At 65.4% G+C, this 19,481-nt stretch carries 13 protein-coding genes and 2 tRNA genes; 12 read left to right on the forward strand and 3 right to left on the reverse strand.

Annotated features, from left to right (window positions below):
* Positions 1 to 12: 12 nt before the first annotated feature.
* From tig to ACEN98_RS30510, 9 genes are all read left to right on the forward strand, one after another.
* Positions 13 to 1,353 (forward strand): trigger factor, encoded by a 1,341-nt coding sequence (gene tig / locus ACEN98_RS30470; protein WP_413388542.1) that lies wholly within the window; start codon positions 13 to 15, stop codon positions 1,351 to 1,353.
* An 83-nt stretch (positions 1,354 to 1,436) separates the two neighbouring features.
* Positions 1,437 to 2,054, forward strand: a complete 618-nt coding sequence (clpP, locus tag ACEN98_RS30475) for an ATP-dependent Clp endopeptidase proteolytic subunit ClpP (RefSeq protein WP_166861694.1) — start codon at positions 1,437 to 1,439, stop codon at positions 2,052 to 2,054.
* A 179-nt stretch (positions 2,055 to 2,233) separates the two neighbouring features.
* Positions 2,234 to 3,502, forward strand: a complete 1,269-nt coding sequence (gene clpX / locus ACEN98_RS30480) for an ATP-dependent Clp protease ATP-binding subunit ClpX (protein ID WP_056129433.1) — start codon at positions 2,234 to 2,236, stop codon at positions 3,500 to 3,502.
* 278 nt (positions 3,503 to 3,780) lie between these two features.
* Positions 3,781 to 6,198, forward strand: coding sequence for an endopeptidase La (lon, locus tag ACEN98_RS30485; protein WP_413339148.1), 2,418 nt, complete (start codon positions 3,781 to 3,783; stop codon positions 6,196 to 6,198).
* A gap of 131 nt (positions 6,199 to 6,329) precedes the next feature.
* Positions 6,330 to 6,653 (forward strand): HU family DNA-binding protein, encoded by a 324-nt coding sequence (locus ACEN98_RS30490; protein ID WP_413389115.1) that lies wholly within the window; start codon positions 6,330 to 6,332, stop codon positions 6,651 to 6,653.
* A 72-nt stretch (positions 6,654 to 6,725) separates the two neighbouring features.
* Positions 6,726 to 6,802, forward strand: a tRNA-Asp gene (locus ACEN98_RS30495).
* A gap of 135 nt (positions 6,803 to 6,937) precedes the next feature.
* Positions 6,938 to 7,014, forward strand: a tRNA-Asp gene (locus ACEN98_RS30500).
* Positions 7,015 to 7,096: 82 nt separating this feature from the next.
* A complete protein-coding gene (locus ACEN98_RS30505) occupies positions 7,097 to 9,010 on the forward strand; it encodes a SurA N-terminal domain-containing protein (protein ID WP_413388543.1) in 1,914 nt (637 codons plus the stop codon).
* Between the two features lie 100 nt (positions 9,011 to 9,110).
* On the forward strand, positions 9,111 to 9,542 hold the full coding sequence (locus ACEN98_RS30510; protein WP_413343670.1) for a GNAT family N-acetyltransferase: 432 nt from the start codon (positions 9,111 to 9,113) through the stop codon (positions 9,540 to 9,542).
* A gap of 65 nt (positions 9,543 to 9,607) precedes the next feature.
* On the opposite strand, the gene mnmH is transcribed toward ACEN98_RS30510, so the two are convergent.
* Together mnmH and ACEN98_RS30520 are read right to left on the reverse strand one after the other, a co-directional pair.
* A complete protein-coding gene (mnmH, locus tag ACEN98_RS30515; RefSeq protein WP_413388544.1) occupies positions 9,608 to 10,735 on the reverse strand; it encodes a tRNA 2-selenouridine(34) synthase MnmH in 1,128 nt (375 codons plus the stop codon).
* Positions 10,735 to 11,367 carry an arylesterase gene (locus ACEN98_RS30520; RefSeq protein WP_413388545.1) on the reverse strand — a complete coding sequence of 211 codons (633 nt, stop codon included), beginning with the start codon at positions 11,365 to 11,367 and terminating at the stop codon, positions 10,735 to 10,737. Before ACEN98_RS30520 ends, mnmH begins: the two co-directional genes overlap by 1 nt.
* Here ACEN98_RS30520 and ACEN98_RS30525 point away from each other — a divergent pair.
* On the forward strand, positions 11,366 to 12,085 hold the full coding sequence (locus ACEN98_RS30525; protein WP_413343676.1) for an ABC transporter ATP-binding protein: 720 nt from the start codon (positions 11,366 to 11,368) through the stop codon (positions 12,083 to 12,085). The genes ACEN98_RS30520 and ACEN98_RS30525 overlap by 2 nt on opposite strands.
* Positions 12,086 to 12,089: 4 nt before the next feature.
* Here the strand turns inward: ACEN98_RS30525 and ACEN98_RS30530 are convergent, their stop codons facing one another.
* On the reverse strand, positions 12,090 to 13,586 hold the full coding sequence (locus ACEN98_RS30530) for an NAD(P)H-hydrate dehydratase (protein WP_413388546.1): 1,497 nt from the start codon (positions 13,584 to 13,586) through the stop codon (positions 12,090 to 12,092).
* 99 nt (positions 13,587 to 13,685) lie between these two features.
* Between ACEN98_RS30530 and ACEN98_RS30535 the strand changes: the two genes are divergently transcribed.
* On the forward strand, positions 13,686 to 17,303 hold the full coding sequence (locus ACEN98_RS30535) for a hydantoinase B/oxoprolinase family protein (RefSeq protein WP_413388547.1): 3,618 nt from the start codon (positions 13,686 to 13,688) through the stop codon (positions 17,301 to 17,303).
* A gap of 56 nt (positions 17,304 to 17,359) precedes the next feature.
* Entirely contained in the window at positions 17,360 to 19,477 is a 2,118-nt protein-coding gene (locus ACEN98_RS30540; protein WP_413388549.1) for a hypothetical protein, read from the forward strand.
* The last annotated feature ends 4 nt before the right edge of the window (positions 19,478 to 19,481 follow it).

Below are 19,481 nucleotides of genomic sequence, written 5' to 3' on the forward strand. Positions count from 1 at the left end.
ACGATTTTTACAATGGCAACTGCAGTCGAAAACCTGGGTAAACTCGAGCGTCGCTTGACGATCTCTTTTCCGCTGAGCGACGTACGTACGGAAGTTGAAAAGCGCCTCAAGAAGCAGGCCAAGACCGCTCGTGCTCCGGGCTTCCGTCCGGGCAAGGTGCCGCTGAAGATGGTCGCTGCGCAGTACGGCTACCAGATCGAATCCGACGTGCTGAACGACAAAGTCGGTCAGGCGTTCAGCAGTGCCGCGGACGAAGCGCAGCTGCGCGTTGCCGGCATGCCGAAAATCGAGCCGAAGCAGGACGCACCGGAAGGCATGCTGGCCTTCGACGCGACCTTCGAAGTTTATCCGGAAGTGTCGCTGCCGGGCCTGGAGGGGATCGAGATCGAGACCGTCAAGACCGACGTGACCGATGCCGAGATCGACAAGACCATCGACATCCTGCGCAAGCAGCGCGTGCACTACCACACCAAGGGCGAAGCCGGTGAGCACGGTGATGGCGGCGAGCCGGTCGCAGCGAACGGCGACCGCGTGACCGTCGACTTCGTCGGCGTCATCGACGGCGTTGAATTCCCGGGCGGCAAAGCCGAAGACTATGCATTCGTGCTGGGTGAAGGCCGCATGCTGCCGGAATTCGAAGCCGCGACCGTCGGCCTGAAAGTGGGCGAGTCGAAGACCTTCCCGCTGGCCTTCCCGGAAGACTACCATGGCAAGGACGTGGCCGGTAAAACCGCCGAGTTCACCATCACGCTGAAGAAGCTGGAATGGGCGCACCTGCCGGAAGTCGACGCCGAGTTCGCCAAGACGCTGGGCATCGAAGATGGCAGCATCGAGAAAATGCGCGAAGACATCAAGGTCAACCTGGAGCGTGAAGTCAACGCCCGCATCAAGGCCCGCAACAAGGAAGCCGTGATGGACGCCCTGGTCAAGCACACCGAAATGGACGTGCCGAAGGTTATGATCGAGCAGGATTCGCAGCGCCTGGCCGAGCAGACCCGCCAGGACATGGCCCAGCGCGGCATGGACGTGCAGAGCCTGCCGTTCCCGGCCGACCTGTTCGCCACCAAGGCCGAGCGCCGCGTGCGCCTGGGCCTGATCCTGTCGCAGCTGGTCTCGGAGAACAACCTGCAAGCTACGCAAGAGCAGGTGAAGGCCCAGATCGAAGACTTCTCGCAGAGCTACGAAGATCCGAAGGAAGTCCTGAAGTACTACTACAGCGACCGTCGTCGCCTGGGCGAAGTGGAAGCTCTTGTATTGGAAGAAAACGTCGTTAACTATGTGCTCGGCAAGGCAAAGGTGACGACCAAGGACATCGCCTTTGACGAGCTGATGGGAAGCGCTGCACAGGCTTAACTTCCTTGATGAAGCCGTACGACGTTCTTGAGAGAAGTCTGAGATAGTGCGGCTTCGTAACTTTTACAAAGGAATTGACAGGTATGAATCGTAATCCGGCATTGGATACCCAAGCCCTCGGCCTCGTGCCGATGGTGATCGAGCAGAGCGGCCGCGGCGAGCGCGCCTACGACATCTACTCGCGCCTGCTGAAGGAGCGCGTCATTTTCCTGGTCGGCCCTGTCAACGACCAGATGGCCAACCTCATCGTGGCCCAGCTGCTGTTCCTGGAAAGCGAGAATCCGGACAAGGACATCTCGCTGTACATCAACTCGCCGGGTGGTTCCGTGTCGGCTGGCCTCGCCATCTTCGACACGATGAACTTCATCAAGCCCGACGTGTCGACGCTGTGCACCGGCCTGGCCGCCTCGATGGGCGCGTTCCTGCTGGCCGCCGGCGCCAAGGGCAAGCGCTTCTCGCTGCCGAACTCGCGTGTCATGATCCACCAGCCGTCCGGTGGCTCGCAGGGCATGGCGTCGGACATCGAGATCCAGGCCAAGGAAATCCTGTACCTGCGCGAACGCCTGGCCCGCATCATGGCGGACAACACCGGCCAGACGATCGAACAGATCCACAAGGATACCGATCGCGACCGTTTCATGTCGAGCGAAGAGGCCGTGGAATATGGTCTCATCGACAAGGTTCTGACGAACCGCGGCTGAGGGTACACCGCGCGGTTTTCGAGATCGCTTGGTGCACTCGACAACTGTTGCTCAAATACGCCCGGACGCGACAGCGCTTCGGGCGTTTTGTTTTCAAATCGGGTAGCATGGTGTCGTGCGCACTTGTTGCGCCCTCGTATTAGCGTTATATTCATAGCAATTCAACTGAAACCTGCCCCATGTCAGACAAAAAATCCTCTAGCGGCGAAAAACTCCTGTACTGCTCGTTCTGCGGCAAGAGCCAGCACGAGGTCAAGAAGCTCATCGCTGGACCTTCGGTCTTCATCTGCGACGAGTGTATTGACCTGTGCAATGACATCATCCGCGACGAGACCTCGAACGTCGAATCGGTGGCGGGCGCCAAGTCCGACCTGCCGACTCCGCACGAGATCGCCGAACTGCTCGATCAATATGTCATCGGCCAGCAGACGGCGAAGCGCATCCTGTCGGTGGCGGTCTACAACCATTACAAGCGCCTGAAGCACCTGGGCAAGAAGGACGACGTCGAACTGGCCAAGAGCAACATCCTGCTCGTCGGCCCGACCGGTTCCGGTAAAACCCTGCTGGCCCAGACCCTGGCGCGCATGCTGAACGTCCCGTTCGTGATCGCCGACGCGACCACGCTGACGGAAGCCGGCTATGTCGGCGAGGACGTCGAGAACATCATCCAGAAGCTGCTGCAGAGCTGCAACTACGAAGTCGAGAAGGCCCAGCGCGGCATCGTCTACATCGACGAGATCGACAAGATTTCGCGCAAGTCCGACAACCCGTCCATCACCCGCGACGTGTCGGGCGAGGGCGTGCAGCAGGCGCTGCTGAAGCTGATCGAAGGCACGATGGCGTCGGTGCCCCCGCAGGGCGGCCGCAAGCATCCGAACCAGGATTTCGTACAGATCGACACGACGAACATCATGTTCATCTGCGGCGGCGCATTCGACGGCCTGGACAAGATCATCCAGAACCGTTCGGAAAAGAGCGGCATCGGCTTCGCGGCCAGCGTCAAGAGCCAGACGCAGCGTTCCGTCAGCGACATCCTGCTGGAAGCGGAACCGGAAGACCTGATCAAGTTCGGCCTGATTCCGGAACTTGTCGGCCGTCTGCCTGTCGTAGCTACCCTGAGCGAGCTCACGGAAGAGGCTTTGATCCAGATTCTGGTCGAGCCGAAAAACGCCCTCATCAAGCAGTATTCGAAACTGCTGGATATGGAAGGCGCCGAACTGGAAATCCGCCCGGCGGCCCTGCACGCGATTGCCAAGAAGGCATTGGCGCGCAAGACCGGCGCACGTGGCCTCCGTTCGATCCTGGAACACGCTCTGCTCGACGTGATGTATGAATTGCCGAGCCAGCAAAATGTCGTGAAAGTCGTCATCGATGAAAATACGATCACGAATGGCGCGAAACCTTTGCTGATTTACAGCGAATCGCCGAAGGCTGCAGGCGAAAATTGAACCAAGCTGAAAAATTTCCGGGCGCAAACACAACAAAGGTATTGAATCGCTGAGTTGAGACGGTACAATCAATCTCAACAAAAGACGGCTTCAATCGAAAAGCCACTCGCGGCCGATGCTGTGAAGTGGCTTTTTTATTTGAATTCAAGACTTTTGTAGAAACGGCTATTATTCGTATCAAGTTAAAGTTTTTTTACTTGTAGAAAATATTTCCGGGCCGGTATTGTGTTTCGACAGTGTGCTCCCACATCGTCTACACGCTTTCTATAAGGTATGCCATGACAACTTCCAAATTGACCGAGCAAATGACGCTGCCCCTGCTGCCCCTGCGCGACGTGGTGGTGTTCCCGCATATGGTGATACCGCTGTTCGTTGGCCGCCCGAAATCCATCAAGGCGCTCGAGGCTGCCATGGAACAGGGTAAGAGCATCATGCTCGCCGCCCAAAAGGCCGCTGCCAAGGACGAACCCTCCGCCGCAGACATCTACGAGATCGGCTGCGTGGCCAATATTCTGCAAATGCTGAAGCTGCCGGACGGCACCGTGAAGGTGCTGGTCGAAGGCGCGCAGCGTGCACGCATCAATCACATCAACGACGCGCCGAGCCATTTCATCGCCGACCTGACTCCGATCAATTCGGAAATCGGGGACGACTCCGAAGTCGAGGCAATGCGCCGCGCGATCGTCCAGCAGTTCGACCAGTACGTCAAACTGAACAAGAAGATCCCGCCCGAGATCCTGGCTTCGCTGGCCGGTATCGACGACGCCGGCCGCCTGGCCGACACCGTCGCGGCCCACCTGCCGCTGAAACTCGAGCAGAAACAGGTCATCCTGGAAATCTTCAACGTCGCCAAGCGCCTGGAGCACCTGCTCGGCCAGCTTGAGGGCGAGCTCGACATCCTGCAGGTCGAAAAGCGCATCCGCGGCCGCGTCAAGCGCCAGATGGAGAAATCGCAGCGCGAGTACTACCTGAACGAACAGGTCAAGGCCATCCAGAAGGAACTGGGCGAAGGCGAAGAGGGTGCCGACATCGAGGAACTCGAGAAGAAGGTCATCGCCGCCAAGATGCCGAAGGAGGCCATGGACAAAGCCCAGGCCGAGATCAAGAAGCTCAAGCTGATGTCGCCGATGTCGGCCGAAGCCACCGTCGTGCGCAATTACATCGACACGCTCGTGTCGCTGCCGTGGAAAAAGAAATCCAAGGTCACGATCGACCTGGAAAAGGCCCAGGAAGTCCTGGAAGCCGACCACTACGGCCTCGACAAGATCAAGGAACGCATCCTCGAATACCTCGCGGTGCAACAGCGCGTCGACAAGCTGAAGGCGCCGATCCTGTGCTTCGTCGGTCCTCCGGGCGTCGGTAAAACGTCGCTGGGCGAATCGATCGCCCGCGCGACGAACCGCAAGTACGTCCGCATGGCACTGGGCGGCGTCCGTGACGAAGCCGAGATCCGCGGCCACCGCCGTACCTACATCGGCTCGATGCCGGGCAAGGTGCTGCAGTCGCTGGCGAAGGTCGGCGTGCGCAACCCGCTGTTCCTGCTGGACGAAATCGACAAGATGGGCGCGGACTTCCGCGGCGACCCGTCGTCGGCCCTGCTCGAAGTGCTGGATCCGGCGCAGAACCACACGTTCTCGGACCACTACGTCGAGGTGGACTTCGACCTGTCGGACGTGATGTTCGTGGCGACGTCGAACTCGTTCAACATCCCGCCGGCCCTGCTGGACCGTATGGAAGTGATCCGCCTGTCGGGTTATACCGAGGACGAGAAGACGAGCATCGCGCAGCGCTACCTGCTGCCGAAGCAGATCAAGGCGAACGGCCTGAAGGATGAAGAGATCAAGGTCGACGAGGCGGCGATCCGCGACATCATCCGCTACTACACCCGCGAAGCCGGTGTGCGTTCGGTCGAGCGCGAAATCTCGAAGATCTGCCGCAAGGTCGTCAAGATGCTGCTGCTCAAGAAGGACAGCAAGCGCGTGATCGTGTCGTCGAAGAACCTGGATAAATTCCTGGGTGTCCGCCGCTACGACTTCGGCGTGGCCGAGAAGGAAAACCAGATCGGCCAGGTGTCGGGCCTCGCCTGGACGGAAGTCGGCGGCGACCTGCTGACGATCGAAGCCGTGCAGGTGCCGGGTAAAGGTGCCGTCATCCGTACCGGTACGCTGGGCGACGTGATGAAGGAATCGATCGAAGCCGCGCGCACCGTGGTCCGCAGCCGTGCGGCGCGCCTGGGCATCAAGAACGAGGTGTTCGAGAAGACCGACATCCACGTTCACTTGCCGGAAGGCGCGACGCCGAAGGACGGTCCGTCGGCCGGTATCGGCCTGACGACGGCGCTGGTGTCGGTGTTCACGGGCATCCCGGTTCGCGCCGATGTGGCGATGACGGGCGAGATCACGTTGCGCGGCGAAGTCCTGCCGATCGGCGGCCTGAAGGAAAAGCTGCTGGCGGCCCAGCGCGGCGGCATCAAGACCGTGCTGATCCCCGAGCAGAACGTGAAGGATCTCGCGGACATTCCTGACAACGTCAAGAACAAGCTCGAGATCGTGCCGGTGCGCTGGATCGAGAAAGTGCTGGAAGTGGCACTGGAACGCCAGCCGGAACCGATCGTCGACGTGCCGGCGGTAGCGGCGTCCTCGTCGTCGGTGACGACCGCCACGAGCGACGGCCAGGGCGGCGTCGTCAAGCACTGAGCCTGCTGGGCAGCGTGACATGCGGCACCTTCGGGTGCCGTTTTTTTATGTCGCGCAGTTGCTCGTGCGTTACTTGACACAACGCATTGTCGGCTTGTTTAATACGCCCTTGCGGTTTTTGCCGACGGTCAATCCGACCCGGTCGTGCAGACCGTGTCCAGAACGCACAACGAGGGAAGAAAGTGAACAAAACTGAACTGATCGAAGAAATCGCGAAGTCTGCGGACCTGACCAAAGCTTCCGCGGCACGCGCCCTCGATGCCATGATCGACGCTGTGACCAACACGTTGAAGAACAACGACAGCGTGACGCTGGTCGGCTTCGGCACGTTCACCGTCGGCGAGCGCGCCGCACGCACGGGCCGCGATCCGCGCACGAAGGAAGCCATCAAGATCAAGGCGGCCAAGGTCCCGAAATTTAAGGCTGGTAAAGCACTGAAAGATGCAGTAAACTAATGCCTCCGCTGCGCTGACACGCAGCAGGACGCTGCTGGATTCCAGTCAGTCGAGTAGCACCCAGTATTTCGTGGAGCGGTAGTTCAGTTGGTTAGAATACCGGCCTGTCACGCCGGGGGTCGCGGGTTCGAGCCCCGTCCGCTCCGCCACGGTTTAGCAGACGTAGTGTTGCCCCTGCGGGCAACACGGTGTAGGGATCGAAGGGAATCGCTTGCAAGCGATTCCGCGGCCGGCGGAACGTCGGCGAGTCCCGTCCGCTCCGTCACCGAAATGCAAAAGAATCTGGAGCGGTAGTTCAGTTGGTTAGAATACCGGCCTGTCACGCCGGGGGTCGCGGGTTCGAGCCCCGTCCGCTCCGCCAGATACTGAAAGAGAGGCGAACCTAGGTTCGCCTTTTTTTTTAAGTTTTTCGATAACGCATTTTCAACCTTGATTGGCTGACCATGTTTGAATTTATCCGTACTCACCAGCGCCTGATGCAGTTCTTCCTGCTGCTGCTGATCGTTCCGTCGTTCGTTCTGGTCGGCGTCAGCAGCTACAACGAACGCGGCAGCAACGATGGTGTGGCGACCGTGGACGGGAAAAAGATCACCCAGCAGGAGTGGGAAGCCGCCCAGCGCCGCCAGCTGGACCAGGCCCGCCAGATGATGGGCGAGCAGTTCGACCAGAAACTGTTCGAGACGCCGGAAGCGAAGCAGGCCGTGCTCGACCAGCTCGTGGCCGAGCGCGCCATCAACGCCGAGATCGTCCGCAACCACCTGACGGTGAGCGACGCCGCGCTGCAGAAGGCGATCCTCGAGATCCAGGCGTTCCGCAAGGAAGACGGCACGTTCGACATGGACCGCTACAAGGCCGCGCTGGCCGCGCAGGGCATGACGCCGGAGATGTTCGACCAGCGCATGCGCCACGACCTGGCCGTGCAGCAGCTCGTCGGTTCCGTGCAGCAGACCGCGTTCGCACCGCGTACCGTCGCCAACCGCCTGTCGGACATCAACGACGAAGAGCGCGAAGTGCAGGAGCAGTTGTTCCCGGCGGCGAACTACGTTTCGCAGGTCAAGGTCACGGATGACATGGTCAAGGCTTATTACGACAAGAATGCGGCGCTGTTCCAGGTGCCGGAATCCGTCAAGGCCGAGTACGTCGTGTTCGATGCGTCCGCCGTCGAGAAGCAGGTCAACGTGTCCGACGCCGAAATCGCCGACGCGTACAACAAGAACAAGGCGCGCTTCACCACGCCGGAAAAGCGCACCGCCAGCCACATCCTGATCAACGTGAAGAAGGGCGCCTCGGCCGCCGAGGACGCCGCCGCGAAGGCCAAGGCGCAGGCGATCCTGGATGACGTGCGCAAGAACCCGAACGACTTCGCGAAGATCGCCAAGGCGCAATCGCAGGATCCGGGCTCGGCCGAGCTGGGCGGCGACCTGGGCGTCGTGCAGAAGGGCGTGTTCGTCAAGCCCGTCGAAGACGCGATCTACGGCCTGAAGGAAGGCGAAGTCAGCGGACTCGTCCGTTCGGAATTCGGCTACCACATCATCAAGATCACGAAGATCGTGCCGGAAACCCAGAAGTCGCTGGAAGAGGCGAAGCCGGAGATCGCTGCCGAGCTCAAGAAGGCGAAGATGTCGGCCAAGTACACCGAGCTGGCGGAAACCTTCCGCAACACCGTGTACGAGCAGTCGGACAGCCTGAAGCCGGTCGCCGACAAGCTGGGCCTGACGATCCAGACCGCCGAAGGCCTGACCCGCGCGCCGAACCCGGCCCTGGGCCCATCGCCGGTCAACAATCCGAAGTTCCTGGAAGCGATCTTCGGCAGCGACGCGGTGAAGAACAAGCGCAACACGGACGCCGTCGAAGTGGCGCCGGGTACGCTGGTCGCAGGCCGCGTCGTGGAATTCAAGCCGGCGACCAAGCGTCCGCTGGCCGACGTCGAAGCCGCCATCCGCCAGCGCGTGACGCAGGAAGAAGCCGCCAAGCTGGCACGCCAGGCCGGCGAGGCGAAACTCGCCGCCGCCAAGGCATCGGGCGATACCGCCGGCTTCGGCGAAGCGAAGATCGTGGCGCGCACGAAGCAGCCGACGATCAACGAAACGGCCGCGGTCGCCGTGCTGAAGGCGGACGCGAGCAAGCTGCCGGCCTATGTCGGCGTCGACATCCCGGGCGTGGGTTATGGCGTCTACCGCATCAACAAGGTAAGCCAGCCGGCCCAGCCGGACGTGGCGCGCCGCAAGCAGGAAGCGGAACAGATCGGCCGCGCCGTCGGCAATGCCGAGACCTATGGCTTCGTCGAAGCGCTGAAGCACAAGGCGAAGGCGAAGATCAACGTCAAGCCTGCCGATCTCGGCGCGAAGTCCGAGTAAATCCGGACGCGTCATCGACAGCCCGGCCGCGCGAGCGGACCGGGCTTTTTCTTTGCGACACCGCTACAATCGCGATTCGATCCACAACGCAAGGACAGCCATGACCGTGACCTGGACCGATACGCTCGACGCGATCGATTGGAACGAGCTTTCCGAGCTGTACCGCAAGGCGCCGCTCGGGAACAAGTCGCCGGAGCGCCTGAAAACCGTGTTCACGAACAGCATGTTCCGCCGGTTCGGCTACGAGGACGGCGTGCTGGTCGCGGCCGGACGCGCGCTGGCCGACGGTCTCGACTGTTCCTACATCTGCGACGTGGCGATCCTGCCCAGCCACCAGGGACGCGGCCTGGGGGACGCGCTGATCGCGCACCTGGTCGAGCTGTCGCGCGGGCACGCGAAGATCATCCTGTATTCGGTGCCCGGCAAGGAGGGGTTCTATGCGCGCTACGGCTTCCGGCGCATGGCGACGGCGATGGCCGTGTTCCAGGATCAGGACAAGGCCGCGTCACAGGGTTATCTGGCGGCGGAATGAATGCGGTGGGGCGTCGCGGCGAATGCCGCGTTGCGGGCAGGTTGGGCGCCCCCCCGCCCACGCGTTCAACCGACCGGACGGTCGTCCGGCATCTCGAGGGCGCCTATGTTCGTCGAGCGCGTGGGCACGGTGTGCCCGCCCGGGGTATGGAGGTGCCGCGCCGCCGCGATGAAGTCGTCCTTCGAGATGCCCGGCAGGGTCAGCGTCTCGGCCTTCCGGTACTGCACGAAGTTCCGGTCGATCGAGCGCAGGTAAGCGGGGTCGTAGTGCTCGACGAGCAGTTGATCCACAAGTTCCGGCATCTGCCCCGTATTGGCCATCTGCTGCCACGTTTCGATGCGCGCGCGGCCGTGCAGCTGCACCAGATGGTCCAGCTGCGCATTCAGCGCGCCCGGGTCGGCGCAGAAGTGGTGGTAGTCTTCCATCAGCAACTGCACGCGGAGGGAGCGGTCCAGCTGGAGCGAAATGCAGGGTGAGGCGCGCATGCGTTCCATGACCACTTCCGGCACGCGCAGGTTGCCCACCTTCTTGCTCTCCGATTCCACGAACACGGGCCGCGACGGATCGAAGCGGCGCAACCTGTCCCAGATGCGCGTCTCGAACATCTTCTGGCTCGGCTGCGGCTCGCCCGGCAGGTGGCCGAGGACGGAGCCGCGGTGCGCGGCGAGGCGCTCCAGGTCGAGCACCTGCGCGCCGATGGCGTCCAGCGTTTCGAGCAGGCGGCTCTTGCCGCTGCCCGTCGTGCCGCAGATGACGCGGAAATCGAGCGGAGGCGGGTTTTCCAGCGCGGCCGCGACGTAGGCGCGATAGGCCTTGTAGCCGCCGTCGAGCTGCACGACGGGCCAGCCGATCTTGGCGAAAATGAGCGCCATCGAGCCGCTGCGGTTGCCGCCGCGCCAGCAGTAGACGAGCGGCTTCCAGTCCTTCGGCTTGGCGGCGAAGAGCGTCACGATGTGGCGCGCGATGTTCTGCGCGACGAGCGGGGCGCCGATCTTCTTCGCCTCGAAGGCGCCGACCTGCTTGTACGTGGTGCCGACGAGGACGCGCTGCGCGTCGTCCAGCGTGGGACAGTTGATGGCGCCCGGGATGCGGTCGAGCGCGAACTCGGACTCGCTGCGCGCGTCGATGATGGTGTCGAACTGGTCGAGCATGGGCAGGACGTCGTCGACGCCGAGGACAGCGGGGTATTTCATTATCGTTTGACGAGAGGCGCGAATTGCGGCCAGATGTTGTTGAGGATGGTCGGGTGGGCGGTCGCGAGCGGGTGCATGCGGTCGGCCTGGAAGTTGGCCGCGTCCTGCGCGACGCCGTCCAGCATGAACGGCACCAGCGGCACTTTGTAGGTGCCTGCGAGGTCCTTGTACATGCCGGCGAAGCGTTCCGTGTAGGCGCGGCCGTAGTTGGGCGGCATGCGCATGCCGACGAGCAGGACTTTAGCCCTGTTCCGCTGCGCGAGCTGGATCATCGTGCGTAGGTTGTCCGCGGCGGCCGGCACCGGCAGGCCGCGCAGGCCGTCGTTCGCGCCCAGTTCCAGCACGACGACGTCCGGCCTGTGCCGCTGCAGCAGGGCAGGCAGGCGGGTGCGGCCGCCGCTCGTCGTCTCGCCGCTGATGCTGGCGTTGACGATGCGGGCGTCGATCTTCTCGGCCTTCAGGCGCTGCTCCAGCAGGGCGACCCAGCCGGTGCCGCGCGCGAGGCCGTATTCGGCGGACAGGCTGTCGCCCACCACGAGCACGGTTTTTGGGGCAGAATAGGCGCTCCCCGCCGCGGCCATGCCAAGAACCGCGACGGCAGCGATCGTCCATTTCCTGAGTAAAGCAAGCATGCGTGATATTCCCGAGGCGTCAAAAGGCAGTTCAAGTGTGAGCGGAACGGCAAGGCCGGCCATCGAGGTCCGCGGCCTGTCGAAGCGCGTGGCGGATGCCAGCGGCGAGCTCACCATCCTGCACGAGGTGGATTTTACCGTGCAACCGGCCGAGACGCTCGCCCTCGTCGGCGCTTCCGGCTCCGGCAAGTCCACGTTGCTCGGCCTGCTGGCCGGCCTCGATACGCCATCGTCGGGCCAGGTCCTGCTCGACGGTACGGATATCTTCGCCCTCGACGAGGATGGCCGCGCCGCGTTCCGCAAGGCCAAGCTGGGCTTCGTGTTCCAGTCGTTCCAGCTGCTCGCGCACCTGAACGCGGTGGAAAACGTGATGCTGCCGCTGGAATTGCGGGGCGATGCGGATGCCCGCGCAAAAGCCGAGGCGATGCTGGGTCGCGTGGGGCTGTCGAGCCGCCTGCGCCACTATCCGAAGTACCTGTCGGGCGGCGAGCAGCAGCGTGTTGCGCTGGCCCGCGCCTTCGTCACCGAACCGCCGCTGCTGTTCGCGGACGAGCCCACGGGCAGCCTCGATGCCGCCACCGGCGAAGCCGTCATCCAGCTGATGTTCGAACTGAATCGCGAGCGCGGCTCGACCCTCGTGCTCGTCACCCACGACCCCGCCATGGCCGCGCGCTGCGGCCGCACGCTGACGATCGCCGCAGGCCGCCTGGCCGTCTGAGCGTCTACGCGAGCGCGGCGTCGGCCACGAGCGCATTCAGCTCGGCACGGATCGCACGCGGCAGCTCGCCCGCCGTGAGGCCGATCGGGCCGACGCCGCTCGCCACGAGCCGGTCGGCCGCCGCGCCGTGCAGCCACGTCGCGGCCAGCGCCGCTTCCCAGGCGGGCCAGCCCTGGCCCAGCAGGGTGCCGACGAGGCCCGCCAGCACGTCGCCCGTGCCACCCGTGGCAAGGCCCGGATTGCCCGTCGCATTCAGCGCCACTTCACCGTCCGGCCGCGCGATGACGCTGCCCGCGCCTTTCAGCACGACGACGGCATCCAGACGCTGCGCCAGTTCGCGCGCATTTTCCAGCCGGTCGGCCTGCACGATGGCGGCCGTCACGCCCAGCAGGCGTGCGGCTTCCAGCGGGTGCGGCGTGATGACCACGTCACCGTCGTGCGCGGCCAGGCGGGCGGCCAGGTCGGGGCTGGCCGCACACAGGTTCAGCGCGTCCGCATCGACCACGAGCGGCCCCGTGCCGTCGATGACTTTCGACAGCAGGTGCGTGGCGCCGGCGGAATCGCCCATGCCCGGACCGGCGACGACCGTGCGGCCGTCGAACGCGAAGCCCGCCGCGTCGCGGAACATGATCTCCGGCTGCAGCGGGTCGAGGCCCGGTCCCGGATCGACGGCCGCCACGAACACGCGGCCCGTGCCCGCATACAGCGCCGCGCGCGCCGCCAGGATGCCGGCACCCGCCATCCCGCGCGCGCCGCCCAGCACGGCGACGTCGCCATAGGTGCCCTTGTGCGAATTGTTGCGGCGCGGCGCGAGACAGCCCGCGAACAGTGAGGGCGCGTTCAGGCGCGCGTGCGCGGCTTCCGTGTGCAGGCCATGCGCGCCGAGGCGGTTGACGTGCACGCGGCCCGCGTGGTCGCAGCCGTCGCCCGTGTGCAGGCCCGGTTTGTCGCCGAGGAAGGTGATCGTATGCGTGGCGCGCACGGCGATGCCGTCCGGGCCCACGACGCACCCCGTGTCCGCATCGAGGCCGCTCGGCACGTCCAGCGCGAGCACCGGACACGTCATGCCGTGCGTGCGTTCGACGAGCGCGCGCGCCTCGCCCGCGAGCGGACGCGCGAGGCCGATGCCGAACAGGCCGTCGACGACGAGGCAGCAGCCATGGCAGTCCGCGAGGTCCGCCACGAAGCGCGCCCGGCTGGCCTGGGCCCGCGCGAGGGCGTGCCGGGTTTCGGGCGCCGGCGCCGGGCCGGCGAGGTGGACGATGTCCACGTTCGCGCCGAAATTGGCGAGGTTCGCGGCCACTTCCAGCGCATCGCCGCCGTTGTTGCCCGGGCCGGCCAGCACGAGGATGCGGCCCGTCGGCAGGCCGCCCAGCACTTCGAGCGCATACGTGGATGCGGCCTCGCCGGCGCGTCGCATCAACGTGCCCGGCGGGAGCTGCGACTGCGCGGCCTGTTCGATGGCGCGGATCTGCGCGACGCTGTAGAGCGGATTGTCCATGGCGGTTCCAGGCGTGAGGGTTGCGAAAACTGCATTGTCGCCAAAATCGGCGCCGCGCGCGACTACAATAGCCGCTCGATGACATTCTGGGGGCATACGATGGATTGGCAGTTCTGGATCGACCGCGGCGGTACGTTCACGGACATCGTGGCGCGCCGGCCCGACGGCGTCCTCGTGACGCACAAGCTCCTGTCGGAAAATCCTGAACAGTACCGGGACGCGGCCGTGGCCGGCATCCGTCACCTGCTCGGCCTGGCGCCCGGCGCGCCGATCCCCGCCGGACAGGTGGACGCCGTCAAGATGGGCACGACGGTCGCGACCAATGCGCTGCTGGAGCGCAAGGGCGAACCCACCGTGCTCGCGATCACGCGGGGTTTCCGTGACGCGTTGCGCATCGCCTACCAGAACCGTCCGCGCCTGTTCGACCGCCACATCGTGCTGCCCGAGCTGCTGTACGGCCGCGTGATCGAAGTGGACGAACGCATCGGCGCCCACGGCGACGTCGTCGTGCCGCTCGACGAAGCGGCCGCGCGGCGCGACCTGCAGGCCGCGTACGATGCCGGCATCCGCGCGCTCGCCATCGTGTTCATGCACGGCTATCGCTACCCCCAGCACGAGGAAGCCGTCGCGCGCATCGCCCGCGCCATCGGCTTTACGCAGGTGTCCGTGTCGCATGCGACGAGTCCCCTCATGAAACTCGTGGCGCGGGGCGACACCACGGTCGTCGACGCTTACCTGTCGCCGATCCTGCGCCGCTACGTGGACCAGGTGGCGTCCGAGCTGCCGGGCGTGAATTTGCAATTCATGCAGTCCAGTGGCGGCCTGGCGGACGCGCGCGCCTTCCACGGCAAGGACAGCATCCTGTCCGGTCCGGCCGGCGGGATCGTCGGCATGGTGCGCGCGAGCCGCCTGGCCGGCTTCGAGCGCATCATCGGCTTCGACATGGGCGGCACGTCGACGGATGTGTCGCACTATGCGGGCGAGTTCGAGCGCGTGTTCGAGACGCAGGTGGCCGGCGTGCGCATGCGCGCGCCCATGATGAGCATCCACACCGTCGCCGCGGGCGGCGGCTCGATCCTGCATTTCGACGGCAGCCGCTACCGCGTGGGGCCGGACAGCGCCGGCGCGAATCCGGGGCCCGCGAGCTACCGGCGCGGCGGACCGCTGGCGGTCACGGACTGCAACGTCATGCTCGGCAAGATCCAGCCGCAGCACTTCCCGCGCCTGTTCGGACCTGGTGCGGACCAGCCGCTCGACGCCGCCGCCGTGCGCGCGGGCTTCGAAGCGATGGCCGACGACGTCGAACGCGCGACGGGGACGCGGCCGCAGCCCGAAGCCGTCGCCGAGGGCTTCATCCGCATCGCCGTGGGCAATATGGCGAACGCGATCAAGCAGATCTCGGTGCAGCGCGGACACGACGTCACGGACTACGCACTCGCGAGCTTCGGCGGCGCGGGCGGCCAGCACGCCTGCCTCGTCGCGGACGCACTGGGCATGAAGACGGTGTTCATCCATTCGCTGGCGGGCGTGCTCTCGGCCTATGGCATGGGCCTCGCCGACCAGGGCGCGATGCGCGAGCGGGCCGTCGAACGCCGGCTGGACGACGTCGGCCCCGATGTCCTGGCGGCCGAGCTGGATGCGCTGGCCGGCGCGGCGCGGGCCGACCTCGCGGCGCAGGGCGTGGCGCCGGAGCGCATCGACGTGCTGCGCCGCGTGCACCTGCGCTACGAAGGCACCGATTCCGCCATCGTCGTGCCGGATGGCGACCGCGCCGCGTTGCAAGCGCAATTCGAGCAGGCATACCGCCGGCGCTTTTCCTTCCTGATGCCGGGCAAGGCGCTCGTCGTGGAAGCCGTGTCGGTGGAAGCGCTGGGTCGCTCCGATGCGCCGCCCGAGCGGCAGGTGGACGTCGTTGCGCCCGTCGGCGCCGCGCCGGTGTTCGAGACGGTAAGGATGGTTGCGGACGGCGCGTGGCGCGACACGGGCGTGTACCGCCGCCAGGACATCGCGCCGGGCGACGTCATCGACGGCCCGGCCATCATCGCGGAAGCGAATGCGACGACGATCGTGGAGTCGGGCTGGCGCGCCGAGGTCACGGCGTACAACCACCTCGTGCTGCGCCGCGTGCACGCGCTGCCGCAGCGCCACGCGATCGGGACGACGGTCGATCCGGTGATGCTGGAGATCTTCAACAACCTGTTCATGTCCATCGCCGAGCAGATGGGCCTGCGCCTGCAGAACACGGCGTACTCCGTCAACATCAAGGAGCGCCTGGACTTCAGCTGCGCCATCTTCGACGCGGACGGCAACCTCGTCGCGAACGCGCCGCACATGCCCGTGCACCTCGGGTCGATGGGCGAGAGCATCAAGGCGGTGATGCGCAAGAACGCGGGGACGATGAAGGCGGGAGACGTCTACGTGCTGAACGACCCGTACAACGGCGGCACGCACCTGCCCGACGTGACGGTGATCTCGCCCGTGTTCGACGCGGCGGGCCGCGACATCCTGTTCTACGTGGGTTCGCGCGGCCACCACGCGGACATCGGCGGCACGACGCCGGGATCGATGCCGCCCGACTCCACGCACATCGAGGAGGAGGGCGTCCTGATCGACAATTTCAAGCTGGTCGACGGCGCGGACGGCGTGCTGCGCGAGGCCGAGACCCGCGCCTTGCTGGCCGGCGCACGCTGGCCCGCGCGCAATCCGGACCAGAACCTGGCCGACTTGCGGGCCCAGGTCGCGGCGAACCAGAAGGGTGTCGACGAGCTGCGCAAGATGGTCGCCTTCTACGGCCTGGACGTCGTGCGCGCCTACATGGGGCACGTGCAGGACAATGCCGAGGAAGCCGTGCGGCGCGTGATCACGGCGCTGCAGGACGGGCACTTCGTCGACGAGCTCGATAACGGCGCGCGCATCGAAGTCACGATCCGCGTCGACCGCGCGGCGCGCAGCGCGGAGATCGATTTTACGGGCACATCGGGCCAGCTGCCGAACAATTTCAATGCGCCATCCGCCGTGTGCATGGCAGCGGTGCTGTACGTGTTCCGCACGCTGGTCGACGACGAGATCCCGCTCAACGCCGGCTGCCTGAAGCCGCTGAAGGTGATCATCCCGCCGGGCTCCATGCTCAGTCCGCACTATCCGGCGTCGGTCGTGTCGGGCAACGTGGAGACGTCGACGTGCATCACGAACGCGCTGTACGGCGCGCTCGGCGTGATGGCGGCGGCGCAGGGCACGATGAACAACTTCACGTTCGGGAATGCGCACTACCAGTATTACGAGACGATCTCCGGCGGTTCGGGCGCGGGCCCGGGCTTCGACGGCACGGACGTCGTGCAGACCAATATGACGAATTCCCGGCTGACGGACCCGGAGATCCTGGAATTCCGTTTCCCCGTGCGGCTGGAGAGCTATGCGATCCGCGCCGGTTCCGGCGGGGCGGGGCGCTGGCACGGCGGGAACGGCGGCGTGCGGCGCATCCGCTTCCTCGAACCGATGACGGCCGCGATCCTGTCCAACAACCGCGTGCATGCGCCGTTCGGCATGGCCGGCGGGGCGCCGGGCGCGCGCGGGCGCAATCTCGTGGAGCGGGCCGACGGACGCGTCGAGGAGCTGGGCCATATCGGCAAGGTGGACATGCAGGTTGGGGACGTGTTCGTCATCGAGACGCCGGGTGGGGGCGGGTATGGCAAGGCCGCAGGTATGCCGATTTCGTAAGTTCCCATATGAAATCGGAATTGTTCTTCGCGTAAGCCGGGGCCCATACTGCGGCCATGACTACACGACGAACCTTCCTGCTATCCCTGGCGCTGGCCGCAGCGCTGCCCGCCCATGCCGGCGTCCAGACCATCACGCTGGACGGCCGCGCGCCCGGAACCCGCTTCGACGGCATCGGCGTCGTCGACGGGGGCGGGGCGACGTCCGTGCTGCTGAAGGATTATCCGGAGCCGCAGCGCAGCCAGATCCTCGACCTGATGTACAAGCCGAAGTTCGGCGCCTCGATCAGCGCGCTGATCGTGGAGATACCCGGCGACGGCAATTCCACGCAGGGCGCCATGCCCAGCCACCGCCATACGCGCACGGAGGTCGACTACGGCCGCGGTTACACGTGGTGGGTGCTGCGCGAGGCGAAGCGGCGCAATCCCGCACTGACCCTGGACGCCGCCGCGTGGAGCGCGCCCGGCTGGATCGGCGACGGCGCCAACCGCGACTTCTTTTCGCCCGACGGGGCCGACTACTACGTCAGCTGGCTGAAAGGCCTGCGCGAGGTGTACGGGCTCGAACTCGACGCGATCGGCAGCCGTAACGAACGGGGCGTCAGCTACGATTTCGCAAAGACGCTGCGCGCGCGCCTCGACGCCAGCGGATTCTCCAAGGTGAAACTGCACAGCTTCGATAACTGGCCCGACGATAAATTCGATTTCGTGAAGGACATGCCGAAGGACCCGGGCCTGCGCGACGCGATCGACATCATCGGTGCCCACATCAACGCGCCCGAATACATCGTGCCCACGTGGGTGCGCGAGGCGGCGGCCGGCATGGGCAAGCCGATCTGGAATACCGAGCAGCACGTCTACGTGGCCGGATTCGACGGCGCGCTGGGGATCGTCCAGGCGTTCAACCGGAACTGGATCGACAGCGGCGTGACGAAGATCGTCAACTGGTACGGCATCGCGGGCCTGTACACGATGGAGCCGTATTCGGGCGTGAAGGAAGCGGCCATCCGGGCGAACTGGCCATGGAGCGGCCATTACGAGATCAATCCGCAACTGTGGGCCTACGCGCACTACGGCCAGTTCACGGCGGCCGGGTGGACCTATGTGGCGCAGGGCAGCGGTGCCCTGCAGGACGGCGGCAGCTACGTGACGCTGAAATCGCCCGGTGCGGACTACAGCGTGATCATCGAGACGCGCAAGGCGAAAGCCCCGCAGACGGTGCGCGTGGCGGTCGGCGCGGGCCTGTCGACGGCCGACGTGGCCGTGTGGCGCAGCGATGCGCGCGCACAGTTCGTGCACGTCGCGGACCTGCATCCGGAGGGCGGCGCGATGGCGCTGACAGTCGATCCGGACGCGATCTATTCGCTGACGACCACGCGCGGCCAGCAAAAGGGTGGATTCGCCGGGGTGCCCGCGCAGCAGGCCTTCCCGTTCCCGTACCGCGTAGACTTCGACCGTTACCGCGATGTGCGCGCATGGGGCTATCTGCCGCGCTACTTCGCCGACATCGAAGGCGCGTTCGAGCTGGCGCCGTGTCCCGGCGACCAGCGCACCTGCCTGCGCCAGAGCGTGCCCGTGCGACCGCATTCGTGGGCGCCGGACTGGAAGCCGTACACGATCCTCGGCGACGACGGCTGGACCGACTACGAGGTCAGTGCGGACGTGAGGGTGCGCGGCGGCGAGTCGGCGGCCGTGATGGGCCGCATCAACGACGTGGGCAGCGGCTACGGCGCGATCCCGAAAGGCTATTTGCTGGAACTGGACGGCGCGGGCGAGGTGCGCCTCGTCGTCGTGCGCGGCAAGGTGGACAAGAAGGCGCTCGTCGGCGATGCCGAGCAGCAGGCGCTGATCAAGGCGGCGAACGATGCGGCCGAGGGTGGCGAGAAGGTGCTGGCCCGGGCGCCGCTGGCCGGCGCGGCCGCCGACCGCTGGCATACGCTGAAGCTGCAGTTCAGCGGGACGCGCATCCGCGGCTACGTCGACGGCAAGCCGGTGGTGGAGGCGACCGATGCCCTGTACGGCAAAGGCATGGCCGGCCTGCTGGCGGGACCGGCGCAGTCAGGCCTGAGCATGCCGTACTACCGCGACGTCGTGATCAACCGCGTCGACGGCGCGCTGCCGCCGCCGACGAAGCCGTTGTCGGGGCAGGCGCCGCTGTACGTCCGCCAGCGCTGAGCGG

The sequence above is a fragment of the Massilia sp. CT11-137 genome (assembly GCF_047302885.1).
Classification (GTDB): domain Bacteria; phylum Pseudomonadota; class Gammaproteobacteria; order Burkholderiales; family Burkholderiaceae_D; genus Telluria; species Telluria orientalis.